At 71.4% G+C, this 15,526-nt stretch carries 12 protein-coding genes and 1 pseudogene; 6 read left to right on the top strand and 7 right to left on the bottom strand.

Annotated elements, in window-relative coordinates; all coding sequences use genetic code 11:
- Nucleotides 1–76: 76 nt before the first annotated feature.
- The 3 genes from ACFQUV_RS14755 to ACFQUV_RS14745 are packed head-to-tail and all read right to left on the bottom strand — an operon-like array spanning nucleotide 77 to nucleotide 3,968.
- Nucleotides 77–2,254: an acetate--CoA ligase family protein gene (locus ACFQUV_RS14755; protein ID WP_129609127.1), complete on the bottom strand. Its 2,178-nt coding sequence runs from the start codon at nucleotides 2,252–2,254 to the stop codon at nucleotides 77–79.
- On the bottom strand, nucleotides 2,251–3,060 hold the full coding sequence (locus ACFQUV_RS14750; RefSeq protein ID WP_129609128.1) for an enoyl-CoA hydratase/isomerase family protein: 810 nt from the start codon (nucleotides 3,058–3,060) through the stop codon (nucleotides 2,251–2,253). Before ACFQUV_RS14750 ends, ACFQUV_RS14755 begins: the two co-directional genes overlap by 4 nt.
- 47 nt (nucleotides 3,061–3,107) lie before the next feature.
- The gene (locus ACFQUV_RS14745) at nucleotides 3,108–3,968 is read right to left on the bottom strand and encodes a MurR/RpiR family transcriptional regulator (RefSeq protein ID WP_155479762.1); all 861 of its coding nucleotides are present in this window, start codon (nucleotides 3,966–3,968) and stop codon (nucleotides 3,108–3,110) included.
- A gap of 155 nt (nucleotides 3,969–4,123) precedes the next feature.
- On the opposite strand from ACFQUV_RS14745, the gene ACFQUV_RS14740 reads away from it, so the two are divergent.
- Genes ACFQUV_RS14740 through ACFQUV_RS14730 form a run of 3 tightly spaced genes read left to right on the top strand, consistent with a single transcriptional unit; the run spans nucleotide 4,124 to nucleotide 7,147 of the window.
- Complete coding sequence (locus ACFQUV_RS14740) at nucleotides 4,124–5,134, top strand: tripartite tricarboxylate transporter substrate binding protein (RefSeq protein ID WP_165363886.1); 1,011 nt, start codon at nucleotides 4,124–4,126, stop codon at nucleotides 5,132–5,134.
- A 37-nt stretch (nucleotides 5,135–5,171) separates the two neighbouring features.
- Nucleotides 5,172–6,698, top strand: a complete 1,527-nt coding sequence (locus tag ACFQUV_RS14735) for a tripartite tricarboxylate transporter permease (protein ID WP_129609131.1) — start codon at nucleotides 5,172–5,174, stop codon at nucleotides 6,696–6,698.
- On the top strand, nucleotides 6,695–7,147 hold the full coding sequence (locus ACFQUV_RS14730; RefSeq protein WP_129609132.1) for a tripartite tricarboxylate transporter TctB family protein: 453 nt from the start codon (nucleotides 6,695–6,697) through the stop codon (nucleotides 7,145–7,147). Before ACFQUV_RS14735 ends, ACFQUV_RS14730 begins: the two co-directional genes overlap by 4 nt.
- A 24-nt stretch (nucleotides 7,148–7,171) precedes the next feature.
- Here ACFQUV_RS14730 and ACFQUV_RS14725 read toward each other — a convergent pair whose 3' ends face one another.
- The gene (locus tag ACFQUV_RS14725) at nucleotides 7,172–10,195 is read right to left on the bottom strand and encodes a PAS domain-containing protein (protein ID WP_165363888.1); all 3,024 of its coding nucleotides are present in this window, start codon (nucleotides 10,193–10,195) and stop codon (nucleotides 7,172–7,174) included.
- A 72-nt stretch (nucleotides 10,196–10,267) separates the two neighbouring features.
- Nucleotides 10,268–10,432 (bottom strand): annotated as a pseudogene (locus ACFQUV_RS14720) (PAS domain-containing protein); the annotation flags it as partial.
- A 258-nt stretch (nucleotides 10,433–10,690) separates the two neighbouring features.
- Between ACFQUV_RS14720 and ACFQUV_RS14715 the strand changes: the two are divergent.
- The 3 genes from ACFQUV_RS14715 (at nucleotide 10,691) to ACFQUV_RS14705 (ending at nucleotide 13,518) form a co-directional block, all read left to right on the top strand.
- Nucleotides 10,691–11,086: a phasin family protein gene (locus ACFQUV_RS14715; protein WP_129609134.1), complete on the top strand. Its 396-nt coding sequence runs from the start codon at nucleotides 10,691–10,693 to the stop codon at nucleotides 11,084–11,086.
- A 562-nt stretch (nucleotides 11,087–11,648) separates the two neighbouring features.
- Nucleotides 11,649–13,028 (top strand): pyruvate carboxylase subunit B, encoded by a 1,380-nt coding sequence (locus tag ACFQUV_RS14710; protein ID WP_111386289.1) that lies wholly within the window; start codon nucleotides 11,649–11,651, stop codon nucleotides 13,026–13,028.
- A 103-nt stretch (nucleotides 13,029–13,131) separates the two neighbouring features.
- A complete protein-coding gene (locus ACFQUV_RS14705) occupies nucleotides 13,132–13,518 on the top strand; it encodes an MmcQ/YjbR family DNA-binding protein (protein WP_129609135.1) in 387 nt (128 codons plus the stop codon).
- Here the strand turns inward: ACFQUV_RS14705 and ACFQUV_RS14700 are convergent, their stop codons facing one another.
- Together ACFQUV_RS14700 and ACFQUV_RS14695 are read right to left on the bottom strand one after the other, a co-directional pair.
- A complete protein-coding gene (locus tag ACFQUV_RS14700) occupies nucleotides 13,519–14,271 on the bottom strand; it encodes a hypothetical protein (protein ID WP_129609136.1) in 753 nt (250 codons plus the stop codon).
- 237 nt (nucleotides 14,272–14,508) lie between these two features.
- Nucleotides 14,509–15,495: an AraC family transcriptional regulator gene (locus ACFQUV_RS14695; protein ID WP_165363889.1), complete on the bottom strand. Its 987-nt coding sequence runs from the start codon at nucleotides 15,493–15,495 to the stop codon at nucleotides 14,509–14,511.
- Nucleotides 15,496–15,526: the final 31 nt, after the last annotated feature.

Genomic DNA, 15,526 nt, shown 5'->3' with positions numbered 1-15,526 from the left:
CGGGAGCCGAACGATCCCTGGAACCGAGGGTCGACGGCAGCATCCGGCCCGGGCCTGCCGGCAGGCGCGCGCCGGATCAGGCCCGTGCCGGCACCAGCAGGGCGTCGGCCGCCACCACGCCGCGGCCCTCCGGCAGCACCAGCAGAGGGTTGACGTCGAGGGCGTCGAGGTCGTCGCCGAGCGCGGCGGCGAGATGCGAGACGGTCACCAGGGTGTCGATCAGCGCCGGCACGTCGGCGCGCGGCCGCCCGCGCGGGCCGTCGAGCACCGCGCGGCCACGCAGCGACCTTACCATGGCGGCGGCCTCGGCCCGGCCGACCGGCGCCAGCGCCAGCACGCTGTCCTTGAGGACCTCGACCAGGATGCCGCCGAGACCGAGCAGGATCACCGGCCCGAACTGCGGATCGCGGCTGCAACCGACGATCATCTCGACACCGCCCGCCACCTGCTCCTGGACGGCGACGCCGTCGATCCGGGCGGCCGGCGCATGGGTCCGCGCGCTGGCGACGATCTCGGCGAAGGCAGCCGCCGCCTGGGCCGGGCTGGTGATGCCGAGCCGCACTCCGCCCGCCTCGGTCTTGTGCGGGATGTCGGCGGAGGCGATCTTCATCACCACCGGGCCGCCGAGCCGGTCGACCGCGGCAGCGGCCTCCGCCGCGCTGGTCGCCACGATCTCGCCCGGCACCCGTACGCCGCACCGGGCCAGCACCGCCTTGCTGTCCTGCTCCGACAGCGGCCCCGGGGCACGCCGCAGCAGCGACCGCGCCGCCGCCACCGCGGCGGGATCGAGCCGCACCGGCGGGCCGACCGCGGCGGCAGCCGCCTCGGGGTCCGCGGGCGGCCGGGCGAAGCGGAGGAAGCGGGCGATCGCCTTCAGGCTCTCGCGGGTGCCGAGCAGAAACGGCACGCCGCCCGCCGCCAGGATGGCGCGCACCTGCGGATCGGTGTCGCCCGACAGGTTGCTGAACACGACCACCGGCTTGTCGACCTGCGCGGCCGCCGCCACGAAGGCACGGGCGGCCCGGCGGTAGCGTTCCGCCTGGACGTCGCCCATCGCACCCGGCATGTCCTGCGACACCGCCAGCACGGCACAGCCGGGGTCGGACGCCAGGGTCACCAGCGCGTCGCGGTAGAGATCCGGCTCGTAGAGGCCGGTGGCGGTGACGTCGAGCGGATTGGCGACCGCGACATGCGGCGGCAGCGCCGCCCGCAGCCGCGTCGTGACGGCATCCGACAGCGGCGGCAGCGTGAGGCCCTCGTCGGCGGCGGCGTCGAGCACCACCGCCATCTCGCCGCCCGACACGGCGGTGACGACGAGGCCGCCGCGCCCGGCCGGCCGCCGCGACGACGAGAACAGCGTCGCCATCTCGGTCAGCTCGTCGAGATCGTGCGCCCGGACGATGCCGTGGCGACGGAACACCGCCTCCAGCACCTGGTCGGAGCCGGCGAGAGCGCCGGTGTGGGCGAGCGCCGCCTTGCGGCCGGCCTCGGAGCGTCCCGGCTTGAGCAGCACGATCGGCTTCCCGGCGGCGGCGGCGCGCGCCGCGACGGCGAGCAGGCGCTGCGGCTGACGGAAGCCGTCGATGAAGCCGATGACGACGCGGGTGTCGGGATCGTCGATCAGCACATCGAAATAGTCGGTGGCGTCGAGCACCGCCTCGTTGCCGCTGGAGATCAGATGGCTGAAGCGCAGGTCGCGCCCGGCATTCATCAGGGCCAGCAGGGTGGAACCGCTCTGGAACACGGCGCCGATGCCGCCCGGCTCCAGCGCCCGCGGCATCGAGGCGCCGTACAGCATGGTGCGGTCGTGCACGTTGACGAGGCCGAGACAGTTCGGCCCGCAGACCGCCATGCCGAACTCCTCGGCCGCGGCGACGAGCGCCGCTTGCAGCGCCGCCCCCGCCTCCCCGCTCTCGGCGAAACCGCCGGCATGGACGACCGCGGCGGCGATGCCGCGCGCCCCCGCGTCCCGCACCGCCTCCACCGCCGCAGCGGCGCCGACCGCCACATAGACGGCGTCGGGCGTCTCCGGCAGATCGTCCAGCGACGGATAGCAGCGCCGGCCGAGCACCTCGCGGTAGCGCGGATTGATCGGATAGACGGCGCCCGGATAGCCGACCGCGATCAGGTTCTCGACCGCGTTGCGGCCGTTGCCGAGCCGCTCGGAGGCGCCGACGACGGCGACAGCGCGCGGTCGGAGCAGCGCGTCGAGCCGATCGCGCCGTGCGGTCGGCGCCGGGGCCGCGGTCGTCACGGCTTCGGCCCGGTGTTCTCGAAGCGCGTTCCCGGCAACGGCGCGTCGAAATCCGGCTCCGTCTTGGCGAAGAAGGCCGAGACGCCGGTGCGATAGTCGGCGCTGGTCTGCGACAGCGCCTCGGCCATCGACTCGAGCACGAAGGCGTTCTGCGGGTCCATGCTGAGCGACGCCTTCATGCCTTCCTTGAGAATCCACATGGCGCTGGCGCTCTGCTTCGACAGCCGGTGCGCGAGCGCCAGGGTCTCCTCCTCCAGCCGGTCGCGCGGCACCACCTTGTTGACGATGCCCCAGTCCTTCGCCTCGGCGGCCGAGAACATCTCGCCGGTGAGGCTGATCCACATGGCGCGCTTCTCGCCGACGAGCCGCGGCAGCCGGACGAAGCCGTAGGACTCTCCGAGATTGATCTCCGGCTCGCCGAACTTCGCCTCGTCGCTGGCGATCAGGAGATCGCACAGCAGCGCGAACTCCAGCCCCATGCCGAGGCAGTAGCCGTGGATCGACCCGATGATCGGCTTGCGGAACCGGGTGAACTTGTAGAAGAGCTGGTGCAGGTAGGTGTGGCGCGAGTAGAAGCCGATCGGTGACACCTCGGTCTGGCCCTTGACATAGGCGCCGGCGCAGAACGCCCGGCCGGCGCCGCGCAGGATCACCACCTTGACGGCGGCGTCCTCGTTGAGTGCGTCGAGCGCCTTCTCCAGATCGAAGCGGAGCTGCCAGTTCATCGCATTGAGCACCTCCGGCCGGTTGAGCGTGATGGTGGCGATCGGACCGTCGGTGTCGACGAGGATGCACTCGTAGGTCATGCGGCAGGCTCCTTGGGGGCCGGGGGGCGAGGGCGGGATGGAGCGCGTCAGCCGCGCTCCCAGAACACGTCGACGTCGATCAGCGTATCCTCGAAACGCTTCAGCGCGGCGGCGACGCGGGCGCGGTCGCGCAGCGCGACGGCGCCGATGAGCGCGTTGACCACCGCCAGCGCCGCCGTCTGCGACGGCAGAAAATGGATCGACGCGGTGGCGACCAGCAGCACCACGTCGCCGAACCGCGCCGGCGGCGCCGTCACGCTGTCGGTGATCACGATGGTGGGCAGGCCGAGCTCGCGGGCGTAACGCATCGCCTCGACGGTCGGCCGCGCGTAGCGCAGGAACGACACGCCGATCACCACGGTGCCGGGCGGCGATCCGCGCAGGCGGTCGATGCTGTCGCCGATCGGCAGCGGCAGCGGCGTGACGTTGCCGAAGAGCTGGTTGAGCGCCGCGGCGAGATACGAGGCGGTCGCCGTCGACGACCGCATCCCGATGGTGCACACCTGCGGCGCCGCCAGGATCAGCTCGGCGGCCCGGCGCAGGTCGGCGGCGTTGAGGCGGGCGAGCGTCTGCTGGACATTGTCGGCGTCGGCCTGCGCCACCCGGGCGAGCAGTGCCGCCTCGTCCCCGGCGCCGGCACCGGGCCGTGCCACCCGCTCGATGCGGTGGCGCACCAGCCCGCTGCGGATGAACTTCTGCATCGCGGCGAAGCCGGGGAAGTCGAGGGTGGCGGCGAGACGGAACACCGTCGTCTCGCTCACCCCCGCCTGCTCGCCGATCTCGGCCGAGGTCTTGAAGGCGCAGTCGTCGAAGTTGCGGACGATGTAGTCGGCGGCGCGCCGTTGCGAGCGGGTCAGCAACTCCTGCTTGCGCCGGATCGCCTCGACGAACTCGTCCCGACTGCCCAAGCCCGTCACCTCGCCACCCGCCGGCCCGAAGTCCGCACATCGAAAAAATGCACCTCTTTGGAGCCTGTACTACATATTTTTTGATTTTTGAAGTGTATCCTTCATAGTCAAGGCGCGACGCGGACCCCCTCCGCGATCGCCCAGGGAGGATGCCCATGTCCAAGGCCCATCGGTCCGGCCCCCGCCGGACGAGGTTCGCGGTCGCGGCGGCGCTCGGCGCAGCGATCGGCACGGTCCTCTTGTCGGCCGGCTGCGCCGAGAAGTCCGACTATCCGGCCAAGGCCGTGAAGGTGATCGTGCCGTTCGGTCCCGGCGGCCCGAGCGACGTCAACGCGCGGCTGATCGCCGAGCACGCCAAGGCGCAGTTCCCCAAGGGCATCGCCGTCACCAACGTGCCGGGTGGCTCGGCCACCACCGGCACCTATCAGGGGGTCTCGTCGGAGCCCGACGGCTACACCTGGATCTACGGCGGCACCTCGGAGCTGTCGTCGGTGCTGCACACCGTCGAGGCGCCCTACACCATGGACAGCTACCGGCTGGTGCTCAAGGTCGGCAACATGCCGACCGTGCTGCTGGTCAAGAAGGACCCGCGCTGGCCGACCCTCGCCGCCTTCATCGACCACGCCAAGGCCAATCCGGGCGCCGTCAAGGTCGGCACGCCGGGAGACGCCAGCTTCAATCGCCTGATGGGCGAGCAGCTCGCGGCGGCCGCCGGCATCAATCTCGTGATGGTGCCGTTCAACGGCAACGCCGCCGTCGTCCAGGGCCTGCTCGGCGGCCACATCCAGGCCGGGCTGGTCAACTCGCCGGACGCTCGGGCGCATGTGAAGGACGGCTCGGAGATCGCCGGCCTCGCGGTGTTCTCGGCCAAGCGCGTCGCCTCGATCCCGACCATCCCGACGACGCGCGAGCAAGGCGTCGACCTCGTCGGCACCATCTCGCATTACATCGCGGTGCCGAAGCAGACGCCGGACGCCGTGGTCGCGGCGATCGAGAAGCGGCTGAAGCCGGTGCTCGCCGATCCGGCCTACGTCAAGGCCGCCGAGGCGATCGCCTTCGAGGCCGACGTGCAGGACGCCGCGGTGGCGCGCAGCGAGCTGACGCGCTGGTACGAGACCGCCGGCACGCTCTACGGCAAGCTGGGAATGCTCAAGAAGAAGCAGTGATCCTCACCGACCGGCGGCCGCCAGGGAGGAGACCACGGTGGGCATCTGGCACGATCTTCTGTTCGGCTTCTCGGTCGCGCTGCAACCCGAGAACCTGCTCGCCGCGTTCCTCGGCGCCCTGGTCGGCACCGTGGTCGGGGTGCTGCCCGGCCTCGGCCCCGCCGGCGCCATCGCGATCCTGCTGCCGATCACCTTCGGCATGAACGCCCCGACCGCGCTGGTGATGCTGGCCGGCATCTACTACGGCTCGATGTACGGCGGCTCGATCACCTCGATCCTGGTGCGGGTGCCGGGCGAGGCGGCGAGCGTCGTCACCAGCCTCGACGGCTACCAGATGGCGCGCCAGGGCCGCGCCGGACCGGCGCTCGCCATCGCGGCGCTCGCCTCGTGGGTGGCCGGCACGCTCGGCGTGCTGGCGCTCACTCTGGTGGCGCCGTCGCTGGCTCGCTTCGCCCTCGCGTTCGGGCCGCCCGAGCAGCTCTGCCTCGCGGCGCTGGCCCTGCTGACACTGCCGACCGTGACCGGATCGTCGGTCGCCAAAGCCTACGGTCTCGCGGCGCTCGGCGTGCTGATCGCCACCGTCGGCCAGGACCCGACCGGCGGCCTCGTCCGTTTCGTTCCGCAGATGGTGCCGGCGCTGAGCAAGGGCATCGACTTCGTGCCGGTGGTGATGGGGCTCTACGGCGTCGCCGAGGTGCTGCGCACCGCCGAGGAGTGGATGGGCCGGTCGCGGACGGACAAGACCGACATGATGGCGGTGCCGCGCCTGAGCCGGCTGTGGCCCGACCGTGACGATCTGCGCCGCTCCGCCGGCCCGACCGGCCGCGGCGCGGTGATCGGCTTCCTGGTCGGGCTGCTGCCCGGACCCGGCAACATCGTCTCCACCTACATCTCCTACGTGCTCGAGCGCCGCCTGTCGAAGCAGCCCGACGAGTTCGGCCGCGGCGCGGTCGAGGGCGTCGCCGGCCCCGAGGCTGCCAACAACGCCGCGACCGCCGGCCAGCTCGTGCCGCTGCTGGCGCTCGGCATCCCGTTCTCCTCCATCACCGGCCTGCTGCTCGGCGGCATCATGCTGCACGGCATCGTTCCCGGTCCCCGCCTGATGAGCGACCATCCCGAGCTGTTCTGGGGCCTGATCGCCAGCATGTATGTCGGCAACGTCGTGCTGCTGGTGCTCAACCTGCCGCTGGTCGGGCTGTTCGCCCGCATTTCGCTGCTGCGGCCCAACCTGCTGGCGCCGGTCGTGCTGGTGTTCTGCGTGATCGGCGCCTTCTCGCTCAACAACAGCGTGTTCGACGTGGTGGTGCTGATGGTGGCCGGCGTCGTCGGCTATCTGCTGCACAAGGCCGGCTACGAGCCGGCGCCGCTGGTGCTCGGCATGATCGTCGGGCCGCTGCTGGAGGCGAGCCTGACCCAGACCGGGCTGATCCTCGACGGCCAGTGGAGCGCCATGCTCCAGCGCCCGCTCAGCGCCGCCCTGCTCGGCCTGATGCTCGTCGCGGTGCTGTGGCCGCTGTCGCGCTGGCTGCTGCGCCTGCTGCTGGTGCGGGAGCCGGCCCGATGAGGCCGCGCCGGAGCGGCGTCGCCCGCCTCGTCGCCCTGCTGCTGCTCGCCACCGCGGCGACCTTCGTCGCAGCGAGCCTTCAGCTCTCGCTCGGCACCACCCAGAAGCCCGGGCCGGGCGTGGTGCCGCTGGTCTCCGCGGTCTTCCTGGGGCTCGCCGCCGTGACGGCGCTGGTCGGCCGGCGGCGGGCCGACGAAGGTGAGCCGCCGGCCGGCGCCGCGGCCCGGGCCGTCCTCGTCGTCGCCGCGCTGGTGCTGGTCTATCCGGCCGCGCTCGCCTGGTTCGGCTTCTCGATCGCCACCGTGGCGCTGGTATGGGGTGCGGCGCGGGCGCTCGACCTGCCGGCGCGGCCGGCCGGCCTGCTGGCCGTCGGCACCGTCGGCGTCTCGGTGCTGCTGTTCCGCGTCGCCCTCGACGTGCCACTGCCGACCGGCCTGGTGGGCTTCTGACCGAGCGTAGCGGTGGCGGCCCGTCTACTCGGCGGGAATCTTGGGCCGCGGGAAGGTCACCTCCACCAGGGTGCCGTCATTGGCCCGGCTGGTGATGTGGAAGGTGCCGCGATTGGCCTCGGCGAGCGCCTTGGTGAGCGGCAGGCCGACCCCGTCGCCGGTCGCCGGCGCGGTGGCCTGGCGGGCGAAGGGATGCAGCACCGTCTCCAGCTCCTTGCCGCTGAGGCCGACGCCGGTGTCGCGCACCCGCAGCACCACCCGGCCCTGGGAATCGACGCCGGTCGACACGATCACCTGGCCGCCCGGCCCGGTGAGCCGGATCGCGTTGGCGATCAGGTTGGCGATGATCTGATCGAGCGAGCGCAGATCGGCGACGATCGGCGGCATGCGCGGGGCGAGCGCGCTGCGGATGATGATGCGCTCGCGATTGGCCTGCGGCTGCATGGTCTTCACCGCGGCCTGGACGACGTCGTTGAGGTCGACCGACACGAAGGTCAGCTCCAGCGTGCCGGATTCGGCCCGCGTCAGATTGACCATGTCGTCGATGAGCGCCGTCATCTGCTGGGCGGCGGTGCGCACGTCGCGCAGATAGGCCCGGTAGCGCTCGTTGCCGATCGGCCCGAAGCGCTCCTCCAGCATCAGCTCGGCAAAGCCCAGCACCACGGTCAAGGGCGAGCGCAGGCCGTGGCCGAGCTTGGCCAGGAACTCGTCCCGGTCGGCGGCGGCCCCGGCCTCGGGGCGTGCCGGGGCGGTCCGCAGCGGGGTCGCCGGCGGCAGCCGGCGCGCCGGCGTGAGATCGCGGAACACCGCGCACAGCCGGTCGCTGCCGTCGGCCATCGGGCCGAGCGCCAGCGACAGCGGGAGGGCCCCGCCGCCGCGCACCAGGCCGACCACCTCGTGGGCGCCGTCGATCGGCATGCGGCCGGTGCCGCGCACCCGCGCCAGCAGATCGCGCACCGGCTTGCGGCCGTCCGGCACGAACAGCGCCTCGAAGGGCTGGTCGACGAGGCCGCCCGCATCGGCACCGAACAGCACCTCGGCGCTGTGGTTGGCGGAGACGATGCGGCCGTCCGAGGTGAGGACGACGACGCCGTCGAAGGCGGTGTCGAGCAGCCCGTGCAGCTCCCGGATGGTCGCCTCGGCGCGGCGCAGCGCGAGGTCGCCGGCGCGGTTGCGCTCGTCGCCGGCGGCGGTGGCGAGCACCAGGGCGAACACCGTCTCGCCGTTCCACGGCAGCGTGAACAGCCGGGCCGCCACCGGCTTGCGGTCGCCGCGGCGGGTCAGGATGGCGAGCGACTGCCCGGCCGGGCCGGGGGCGGCGGCGAGATCGGCGTCGCCGGTCACGAACAGGCTGTCGAGGCCGCCGGCCGCGGCGAGCGCCGCCAGATCGGCGTAGCCGGTGGTCTCCAGGAAGCTGCGATTGGCGTAGAGCAGCTCGTCGAAGCGATAGAGCAGCACGCCGACCGGCAGGCGGTCGAGGAGCCCGGTCGGCACCGCGTCGGGGGGCGGCGACGGGGTGTCCCGCAGCAGGCCCGGCAGGAACGGCTCGCTCGGATCGGGCAGCGGCGGGATCGCCTCGCCGGCCAGGCGGGCGTTGAGCTGGCGGGCGATCTCGCGGAAGGCGTCGCGCTCGCCGAGGCTGAGCCCGGGCGTGGCGGCCTGGCGCGGCTCGGCGCCGGCACCCGGCGAAGCCGCCGCGGCCGCCGGGAAACGCACCACATTCTCGGGGGTCGGGCTCTCGGGGGCCGCAGCCGCGGACGCGGTCGCGCCCGTCCCGAGCAGCCAGGGCGCCGCGGCAGCGCCGTCGAGCCGCCCGCCGTCGATCGGCTGCTCGGGCACCGGCTCGACCGGGTCATGGTCACCGGCGCGGCGCCCATAGGCGACCCCGCCCGCTCCGGACGGCTCGGTCGGCGCCAGGTCGGGAGCGCGGCGGAGACGCCCGATGGTCGCCAGCCGGCCGGTGTCGCGGCACACGCCGAAGCCGCGATAGCCCAGAAAGCGGCGCTCGCGGTCGTAGACGGGCAGGCCGGACAGCTCGACGGCGAGTCGCTCGTCGCTGCCGTCGACCGGGAAGGAGACGACGATACCGCTCCAGGTGTCGCGCGCCTCGACGGCCCGCTGCACCCGTCCCTCCGGGTCCAGCCCGAGGACGGCGGCGATCTCGTCCCAGGGCCGCCCGAGGGCGACCGCGACCCGCGGCCCGATGGCGTCGGTGAACGCATCGGAGCCGAGGGTGAAGCGGCCGTCGGCGTCCATCCGCCAGACGAAGCGCAGCGACGATTGGCGGCGGTCCGCCACCGGCGCGTCGATCCGCAAGGCGGGCGGCGCCGCGCCGTCCGGCTCCGCCGCCACCATCTCGGGTTGGGCCGTCTCGGGTTGGGCCGTCTCGGCTGGGGTCGGATCGGCTGGGGTCGCCTCGACGGGAGGAGCCGCCGGCCCGGCCGGCTCCGCCGGCGGCGCCTCGGCAGGCTGTTCGGGCGCGACCGCAGGGGAGACGTCGGATGCGGAGGTTTCGGGGCGAGCGGAACCGGCCGCCTCTGGAACGGAGGGCGGCGTCACCAGGGCGGGCGGGAGGCGGACCAGAAGCACGGTCTCGCCGTCGCCGCCGAGGCGGATGAGCTCCACCGGGCCGTGTGGCGTATCGCCGGTCGCGACGGAGCCGGCCAGGGCGGCGGCCACGAGCGACGGCGGCACCAGAGACGGCGGCACCAGGGCGATGTCGGGCGCCGCGTCGTCGCCCAGCAGCGCCACCGCCGCCGCATTGGCGGCGAGCCGGCGGCCATCGCGGCCGATCACCGCGACCGGGCCGGAGACGCCCTCGCACAGGCGGCGCAGCCGCTCGGCGAGCGGCACCGGCCGACCGACCGGCTCCTGCGCCACCACCAGCATGGCGGCACCCTCGCGCAAAGCCAGCCGGGTGCAGGCACACAGCAGCGGCCGACCGAGCGGCCTGCCGCCGAGCGGCCAGCCGAGACCGCGCAGGCGTTGCAAGCTGGTCACCCCGGTCGGGTAGAGAGTCGCGCCGAGCCGGGCGACCTGGGCCGCCAAGAGGTCCGGAGGCGCCGAACGGCGCTCGCGACCGGCGAACTCACTGGGTGCGGACCCGCGCGTTGCAGATCCGATTATTGCAGAATCGTCATAGCCGAGCAGCGCCCGGCCGGCCGAATTAGCCCAAAGGACGCGGCGCCCGTCGGTGCTCCACAGCCAGACCGGCGCGGCCTGCACCGCATGGGCGGCCAAACGGTCGTTCCGCAAGGGCGCGAGCTCGTCCGACTCCTGTCCCATCCGTTCCCGCCTGCGTCGCCGCTCCCGTCTATCGTAAACAAATCCCTAATAATCCGTCCTACCCTGAGGCGTCCACGCCGCCGCGACACCGTCCCCGGCAACTCGGCCCTTAAGCTTAACGGCCCGGTCCCGGTGGGCGGCCCCAAGCCCCCGGAAAATCCCGTATGGGTTGTTTCCATTTGCATCGCTTATGTTGCAGTGCAATAATTCTCCCGTCGGTGGGCCGCCGTCGAGCCCCGTCGAAACCAGGAGAGGACGATGATCAAGGGGACTACACCGCCTTTCGAGATTCCGGCCGACATGCGGGCCGTGGCTGAGCGCAGCGTCGAGCAGGCGAAGCTCGCCTTCAACAACTACATGCAGGCCGCCCAGGAGGCCGTTTCGGCGTTCGAGGAGCGGGTGAAGGCCAGCCAGGTGGGCGCGCAGGGCATCAGCAAGAAGGCGATGAACTTCGCCGAGCGCAATGTCGTGTCGGCCTTCGAGTTCGCCCAGAAGGTCGTGCAGGCGAAGGACATCCAGGAGCTGATCCGGATGCAGACCGAGTTCGTCCAGACCCAGATGCAGGTGCTCAGCGAGCAGATCAAGGACCTCGGCGAGACGGCGACGCGCACCGCCATGGACAGCGTCAAGACGGGCCGCAACGGCGCCCCGTGAGCGGCGGCCCGAGGCCTCATCGCATCGCACCATGGACGGACCGCTGACATTGCATTGCAGCAAAAGTCAGCCGGAACCGCAACCTTGACGAGCAGCCCGAACGCGGGCTGCTACTGCCGGCGCAGGGCGCGCCGGAACGGGCCGAGGCCGGCCGGGGCGCATGTCCCTGTGGATGACGACGACACCGCCCGCCGGCACCGCTCGCGGCCGCGCTGTTGATTCCGGTCCGACGTGCCGGCCCTCGCCTCTCGGTCCGCCCGGCCTTCGCCCCTCGGGTCCGCCGTCCTGCACAGCTTCACCCCCGCATGATGCACTGCACCGAGCGCTTGCGCCGATTGGTCGCCGGGGCGCCGGCACGATGTCGAAATCTGTCGTCGAGGCAAGCTGCTATGCGCCGGCGACGCGGCCGCCCTCCGGCTCCGAGCGCGGCCATGCGGATTGCCAGTCGGCGGTTTCCGGGTATCAATCTCGGCGTCTTGACATTGGATCGGACCAGACACCGCCTGCGGAGCAGGCAGACGGCGCGGCCCGTTCGTGACGACTCGCAACCCGGGAGTGCCTCGTGACAACCAACAACAAGCCCCTGAAGATCGTCGAAACGGTGCTCCGCGACGGGCACCAGTCCCTGGCGGCGACCCGCATGCGCACCTCCGACATGGTGCCGATGCTGGAGCAGCTCGACGAGATCGGCTACTTCGCGCTCGAGGCCTGGGGCGGCGCCACGTTCGACTCCTGCCTGCGCTTCCTCAACGAAGATCCCTGGGAGCGGCTGCGCACGCTCAAGACCTACATCAAGAAAACCCCGATCTCGATGCTGCTGCGCGGCCAGAACGTGCTCGGCTACAATCACTATGCCGACGACGTGGTCGAGACCTTCGTGCAGCGGATGGTCGAGAACGGCATCGGGCTGGTGCGCATCTTCGACGCGCTCAACGACACCCGTAATCTCGAAGTCTCGATGCGCGCGGCCAAGAAGGCGGGCGCGCATGTGCAGGGCGCCATCGTCTACACCATCAGCCCGTATCACACGACCGAGAACTTCCTGAAGGTCGCCAAGGATCTCGTCGATCTCGGCACCGACTCCATCTGCATCAAGGACATGGCCGGGCTGCTGGCGCCCTTCACGGCCTACGACCTGGTCAAGGCCATCAAGGAGAAGCTCGACGTCCCGGTCGACGTGCATTGCCACTACACCAGCGGCATGGCGTCGATGACCTACCTGAAGTCCATGGAGGCGGGCGCCGACGTGGTCGACTGCGCGCTGTCGCCGTTCGCGCTCGGCACCTCGCAGCCCGCCACCGAGGCGCTGGTCGCGGCGCTCGAAGGCCATCCGCGCGACACCGGCATCGACAAGGAGAAGCTCTATCCGATCGCCGACCACTTCCGGAAGGTGAAGAAGGATCTGGCCGCGACCTTCAAGCTCGACACCGCGATCGACATCGACACCAAGGTGCTGACCTTCCAGATCCCGGGCGGCATGCTGTCCAACTTCCTCAACCAGCTCAAGCAGCAGGGCAAGGCCCACAAGTATCCGGAGCTGATCGAGGAGCTGCCGCGGGTGCGCGCCGAAATCGGCTATCCGCCGCTCGTCACCCCGACCAGCCAGATCGTCGGCTCGATGGCGGCCTTCAACGTCATCCTCGGCCGCTACAAGGTGGTGCCGCAGGAGATCAAGGATCTGGCCCGCGGCGCCTATGGCCGCACCCCGGCGCCGATCCAGGACGTGATGAAGGAGGTGATCGCCGGTCAGACCATGATCGATCACCGGCCGGCCGACGACATCGCGCCGCAGATGGAGATGCTGAAGAAGAAGCTCGCCGAGAAGGGCTATCCGGACGCCAGCCTGGAGGACGTGCTGTCCTTCGCGCTGTTCCCCGAGGTGGCGCTGAAGTTCTTCGCCGCCAACCGCGACAGCGAAACCGACATCGCCGCGGCGGAGTGAGCCCGACCGCGACCGATGCGTTCTCGTCGAGCCCGGCCACGGCCGGGCTCGACGGCGACGGCGGCCGGCGAGAGCCGCGATCGGACGAGTGCAGAGCGATCCGATGACCTCCGACGAGTTCAACGACGTCTGCCGCGCCCTGCCGGCCACCACCCATGTGGTGCAATGGGGCGGCGCGGATGTCTGGAAGGTCGGCGGCAAGGTGTTCGCGATCGGCGGCTGGAACGGCGGCGACGCCGGCATCACCTTCAAGGTCACCGGCATCGCCTACGAGCTGCTGAAGGACCGGCCCGGCCTGCGACCGGCGCCCTATCTCGCCTCACGCGGCCTGACCTGGATTCAGCATCACGGCCGGCCCGGGCTGTCCGATGCCGAGCTGTGCGACTACATCCGCCACTCCTACCAGATGGTCGCCGGCAGCCTCTCCGGCAAGCGGCGCCGCGAGCTCGGCCTCGCCGAGACATCCCCGGCCGCAGCCCGGCGAAGCTGATCACATCCGCCGCACGCCGATCGTGTAGGACGGCCGCTGGTTCGCCTCGCGCCGGCTGGTGATCAGGCGCAAATCGGCGTCCATGTAGATGTTCTCCATCACCGGCTTGGCCTTGAAGGTCTTGCCGAGCTTCTTGGCGGCGGCGGCGTCGAGCTGCGAGAGATCGGGCGCGCCAAAGTCGGCCGCCTCCTGATAACGACGGCCCTTGCGCGCCATCACGTCGGCGAACCACGCTTCGGCGGCCGGGATGTCGAGGCCGCGGTCGGCCCGCACCACCGCCACCTCGATGCCGATATTCTCGATCAGCCAGCGGCCATCGGCGATCTCGTAATGCTGGATGATCATCAGGTTGCAGCCGGCCAGCACGGAGCGCAGGCGCTCCAGCAGACCGCCGTTCCGGCCCGGCGCGTGATGGGCGATGTTGGCGTAGAACCCGTCGTTGCGGAAGATCTGATAGGACTGATCGAACACCCGGCCCGGGATGGCGTCGTGAAACGGGATCGTCGACCACACCGGCGTCCACACGCCCTGCACGGCGACGACCTGATCCTCCACGCGCGGCGTCGGGTTGCGGCGCGCCAGCGCGGCGAACAGCGGCGCCAGCTCCTGATCGAACAGCTTCAGCTTGTCGCCCTGCTTGGCGTCGTGGCGCCCCTCCACGGCCGCGAGCAGCCGGGCCTTCAGCTCGGCCGTGCTCATCCACGCGAGGTCGTCGTCACCATGGTCGATGGAGGAGGTCACACGATCGAGCATGCGTTCGGCTCCAGATACGGCCCATTCGAGTTGCGATGGCGAGATCGGGCATATCGCGTCGCGGCGCGCCTTGCGGCGGCTCTCGCCGGGGGTCATCTGTCAGCTCGGGCTGACACACGCCTGCGTCACGTCGAGAACGCGCTTCACGCGAGACCGCCCGCACGCCAGGAACAAACATCTGGCCGCCGGAGGGTTCCGACGTGACGGGACGCTTCGGGGTGATGCACCCCGAAGTGGTCAGCCGTCGGTCGACAGCGTGCGCCGGGACCGCTGCCGCGTCTGCCGGGGCAACTCGCCGAACTCGGCCCGATACGCCGCGGTGAAACGGCCGAGGTGAGCGAAGCCGGAGCTGCGCGCGATCTCGGCGATCGTCGCATCCGACGCGGCCTCGAGGCGGCGCCGCGCCATCGCCAGCCGGTGGCGCCTGATGTACTGGACGAGGGTGCAGTCGAACGTTCTGCGGAACATCACCTGGAGCGAGCGCAGCGACAGGCCGACATGCTGGGCGAGCCGGATCAGATCGACATTGTCGTCGGCATGCGCCCGAATGTACTCGTCGGCGCGCCGTAGCGCCGGATCGTGGCGATGGATCGCCGGCCGGCCGTCGGGCGCCGCCGCGACGGCCAGCACATAGGCGAGCCGCAGCACCAGGAGCTGATCGGAGGCGGCGCGGAACGTGGCGAGGTCGAGGATCTCGTCGGGCTCGCGGTCGAGGCTGTGAACCAGACGGCGCACCTCGTCGACGGCCTCCTGGAGGCCGGTCAGCCGCGGCTCGAAGAACTGCTCGTCGAGAATCGACGCGATCGCCGCGTCGCACTCGAAGGCCGCCATGGCGTTCGCCAGGCGGGACGGGTCGACCCGCAGCATCAGATGATGACCGGCGGTGCGGCGGATGCGCTGCTCCTCGACAGGCAGGAGACCGCCGACGCCGCCACCGCGGATCTCGCGCATGCGACGACCGAGCGCGACGGTGATCCAGGCACTGAACGGCACCATCAGCCACACCGCGGCGCGCGAGTCGAACTCGACCGTGAGGCCGGGTGCGTGAAACACCGAGGCGAGCCACGAGCTGTCCGGCTCGCCAGCGAACGGGAACGCGGCGACGTCGCTGCGGAACGGCCCGTCGTCGATAGGCTCCAGGGACAGGCAGTCCGGAACCCGTGCGCGGACGAGCGCTCGATGATCGCCGATGTCCTCGGCGCTGAACAGACGGAAGCGATTCAACATATCGTCGTGGGATGTCACCCCCTTTCAC

The organism is Rhodoplanes sp. P11, assembly GCF_964266735.1.
Taxonomy (GTDB): domain Bacteria; phylum Pseudomonadota; class Alphaproteobacteria; order Rhizobiales; family Xanthobacteraceae; genus Rhodoplanes; species Rhodoplanes serenus.
The sequence above is the reverse complement of the archived record's forward strand: the minus strand, read 5'-3'. Positions and strand labels throughout refer to the sequence as shown.

What these genes read in the sequence shown, in the direction of transcription:
- ACFQUV_RS14750 (WP_129609128.1), bottom strand. Translation starts at nt 3,060, where the DNA reads ATGACCTACGAGTGCATCCTCGTCGACACCGACGGTCCGATCGCCACC.
- ACFQUV_RS14705 (WP_129609135.1), top strand. Translation starts at nt 13,132, where the DNA reads ATGACCTCCGACGAGTTCAACGACGTCTGCCGCGCCCTGCCGGCCACC.
- ACFQUV_RS14715 (WP_129609134.1), top strand. Translation starts at nt 10,691, where the DNA reads ATGATCAAGGGGACTACACCGCCTTTCGAGATTCCGGCCGACATGCGG.
- ACFQUV_RS14740 (WP_165363886.1), top strand. Translation starts at nt 4,124, where the DNA reads ATGTCCAAGGCCCATCGGTCCGGCCCCCGCCGGACGAGGTTCGCGGTC.
- ACFQUV_RS14700 (WP_129609136.1), bottom strand. Translation starts at nt 14,271, where the DNA reads ATGCTCGATCGTGTGACCTCCTCCATCGACCATGGTGACGACGACCTC.
- ACFQUV_RS14730 (WP_129609132.1), top strand. Translation starts at nt 6,695, where the DNA reads ATGAGGCCGCGCCGGAGCGGCGTCGCCCGCCTCGTCGCCCTGCTGCTG.